The organism is Streptomyces sp. BR123 (assembly GCF_013401435.1).
In the GTDB taxonomy this organism is placed as follows: domain Bacteria; phylum Actinomycetota; class Actinomycetes; order Streptomycetales; family Streptomycetaceae; genus Streptomyces.
On record NZ_JACBGN010000481.1, the window covers coordinates 1 to 3,286 of the forward strand.

General features: G+C 73.3%; 3 protein-coding genes. All 3 read right to left on the minus strand.

Annotation, left to right across the window (positions count from 1 at the left end; genetic code table 11):
- Positions 1-366: 366 nt before the first annotated feature.
- Complete coding sequence (locus HYE82_RS35280; RefSeq protein ID WP_179178312.1) at positions 367-1,602, minus strand: MBL fold metallo-hydrolase; 1,236 nt, start codon at positions 1,600-1,602, stop codon at positions 367-369.
- Between the two features lie 250 nt (positions 1,603-1,852).
- Positions 1,853-2,641, minus strand: coding sequence for an SGNH/GDSL hydrolase family protein (locus HYE82_RS35285; protein ID WP_179178313.1), 789 nt, complete (start codon positions 2,639-2,641; stop codon positions 1,853-1,855).
- A 181-nt stretch (positions 2,642-2,822) separates the two neighbouring features.
- Positions 2,823-3,286, minus strand: a 464-nt coding sequence (locus HYE82_RS35290; protein ID WP_179178314.1) for a M23 family metallopeptidase, incomplete at its 5' end; no start/stop codon positions are given.

Genomic DNA, 3,286 nt, shown 5'->3' on the forward strand with positions numbered 1-3,286 from the left:
GTGAGGGGGTGGGCGGCGGGGTTCCAGTGGTTGAAGTCCCCCACCACGCTCACCGGCCCGTCCGGGCTGTCCTCCGGGAGGACGAAGGTGACCTGCGTGCGGCCCTTGAGCTGCTTGCGTTCGAGCACCGGATGACTCCCGACGGATGGAGCTGGCAGAGGCCCGAGCACTCTTGCACGGGCCCGCCCTCCGCCGCCCCGCACACGCCGCCCGCACGAGGCCCCGTCACTCGCCCGGCCGCCGGAAACGGCTTCGACGGTGTGGTGGCCGCCGGGTACGCGTGAACGGCTGCAGGGTGGTCCGGATCGCGGGCGGGCAGGTCAACCGGCGCGGTGCGGCCTGCCCGTACGAACCGGACGGGAGGCGTCACCGCTCGCCGGCAAGGTCCAGGTCCCCGGCCAGGGACTCGCTCGACGGGAGACCCACCGGCTTGGGGCGACGCCACGGGTGAGCGATCGGCTGGGCGATCGGGCGCCACCAAGGATCCACGGGCAGGTTTCCCGCGGGCTCGAAGGGCTCGCCGGGACGCGGGAGCGCCACCGGCTGGCCAACCTCCTCGGCGGCGTCGACCGTCCACTCCCCGGGCTCCGCCCAGGCATGGAGGGACAGGTTGAAGGTGCCCCAGTGAATCGGCAGCATCACGCCGTGCGGCCTTGACCCTTGCAGGTCAAGGTGGGCTTGGACGCCTTGCCGGGGGGTCATGTGGATGTCCGGCCACCCGCCGGGCAGCGGGGTGTGGTCCGTGTGGTTCCGGGGCCAGTAGTCGGAGTAGGCCCCGATCTGGATCATGGTCGCGTCGAAGGGGCCGTGCTCGGCACCGATGTCCTTGAAGCCGGGGAAGTAGCCGGTGTCTCCGCTGTGGAAAATCCGGTGCTCGTCGCCGGCGACGACCCAGGAGGCCCACAGGGTGTGCTGCTCGTTGCGCAGCCCGCGCCCGCAGAAGTGGCGGGCCGGGGTGGCGGTCAGCGACAGACCGGCGATCCCGGTGGTCTCGTTCCAGTCGAGCTCGCGCAGCCGGTCCGCGGAGACGCCCCAGTGCTCCAGGTGCGCACCGACGCCGAGTGGGACGGCGAAGACCGTGTCGGTACCGGCCAGCTGTTTGACGGTCGGCAGGTCGAGGTGGTCGTAGTGGTCGTGGGAGATCACGACGGCGTCGACCGGCCCCAGCGCGGCCAGCGGCACCGGCACGGGGTGCAGCCGCTTGGGCCCGGCGAAGGGGAAGGGGGAGCAGCGCTCGCCCCAGACCGGGTCGAAGAGGATCCGGCGCCCGTCGATCTCGGCGAGGACGCTCGAATGCCCCATCCAGGTCAGGCGCAGCCCGCTGACCGGCGGCTTCGCCAGGTCGGCCAGGGTCGTCGGGTGGACGGGGATCGACGCGGCGGGGCTGCGCCGGATCCGCTGCTCCTTCTGGAAGTAGACCTTGGCGAACTCCAGCAGCGAGGCGGAGGGCTTGATCCGGGCGCCGACCGGGTTCCGGAACGATCCGTCGGCGAAGTTCGGCGAGCGCCGGATCCGCTCCAGCCGTGCGCCGGACGGATCCGCGCCGAAGGCTTCGGGGCGCAGGGCGCGCAGCCGGGGACGCAGGGGTCGGGAGCCGGTCAAGGCGCCTCCTGGGGGGTGGGTGGCGGTCGCAGGCCGTGGCCGGCGGCCTGCTTCCTACTGGTCTACCACCCCCAACGCGGGGCGGCCCCGGAGGATTCCGGGAGAGCGCCCGCACGGCCCCTTGCAGCAGCCTTCTCCTCCCCCGCGGGCCACCTCGTCGCGGGGCCCCGCCTGCGCCTGCGGTGCCTCCGCCGCCGCGTCCGCCGCGTCCGCGACGACTGCGACGACCTCGCGGAACCCGCCCGCCGGCCTACAGCGGCAGCAGGTCCGGTCGCTTCGCCTCGACGTGGTCCCCGGAGGACTCCCCGCGCAGCCGACGGCCGATCCACGGCACCAGGTACTCGCGGGCCCACTGGATGTTGTCGCGGGTCACGTCCACCGAGCCGCGCGGCTGCTGCGGCGGCCACGGCTGGTCGGGGTCGGCCGGCACCTCGAGGCCGAGCACCTGGGCGGCGCGCAGCGCGACCCGGGTGTGCCCTTCGGGCGAGAGGTGCAGCCGGTCGTCGTCCCAAGCCCGGCGGTCCTGTACGGACTTCAGCGACCAGAGGTCGAGGACCGGGCAGTCGTACCGGTCGGCGATGGCGCGCACGTGCGCGCTGTACGTGGCGACCTTGCCGCGCAGGTGCTTGAGGACGGGCACGCCGCGGGTGTCGAAGCCGGTGGTGATCATGACCTGGCCGCAGGCGGCGGTCAGGTCGGCGACGGCTGCCTCGAACCGCTCGGCGACGTCGTCCGGGTCGCTGCCGGGCCGGATGATGTCGTTGCCGCCCGCGCAGAAGCTCACCAGGTCGGGGGCGAGCTCCCTGGCCCGGGGGACCTGCTCGGCCACGATCTGGTCGAGCAGCCGCCCGCGCACCGCGAGGTTGGCGTACCGGAAGTCGCCCTCCGGGCGCTGGTCGGCCAGGAGCACGGCCAGCCGGTCCGCCCAGCCGAGAAAGAGCCCGCCGGGCCCCGGGTCCCCCACACCCTCCGTGAAGCTGTCCCCGAGTGCCGCGTACGAGCCGATAATCCGGTAATTCTGTTCTGTCGTCTCTGTCATCGTCGTCGCTGCCACGGGACCATATCCTTCACCGCCCGACGTGACCTACGCCACCGTAGGAAGGGGTTGACGGGCCGTGATCTATACCACCCGGTCGGTGCGGAATAACAGCGCGTGAGGCCGGGACCCCCTCGGGTCCCGGCCTCAGCGGGCCTGCCGCCTGCAGCGGCCGCGCGAACCGTCAGACGGTCACGCCCTTGGAGCGCAGGTAGGCGATGGGGTCGATGTCCGAGCCGTACGAGGGACCGGTGCGGATCTCGAAGTGCAGGTGCGGGCCGGTGGAGTTGCCGGTGGAGCCGGAGAGGCCGATGGCCTGGCCGCCGCTCACGCTCTGGCCGACCGAGACGGAGAGCCGGGAGAGGTGGCCGTACTGGGAGTACTTGCCGTCGGCGTGCCGGATGATCACCTCGTTGCCGTAGGCGCCGCCCCAGCCGGCGGAGACGACGGTGCCCGCGCCGACCGCCTTGACGGTGGTGCCGGAGCTCGCGATGAAGTCGACGCCGGTGTGGTGGCCACTGGACCACATGGCGCCGGCGAGCCGGTACGGGGTGGAGACGCCGCCGGGGACGGGGGCGGTGAAACCGGCCGCGGTGACCGCACCGCCGGCGGCGCGGGCGGTGTCGGCGGCGCGGGCGGAGGCGGGGG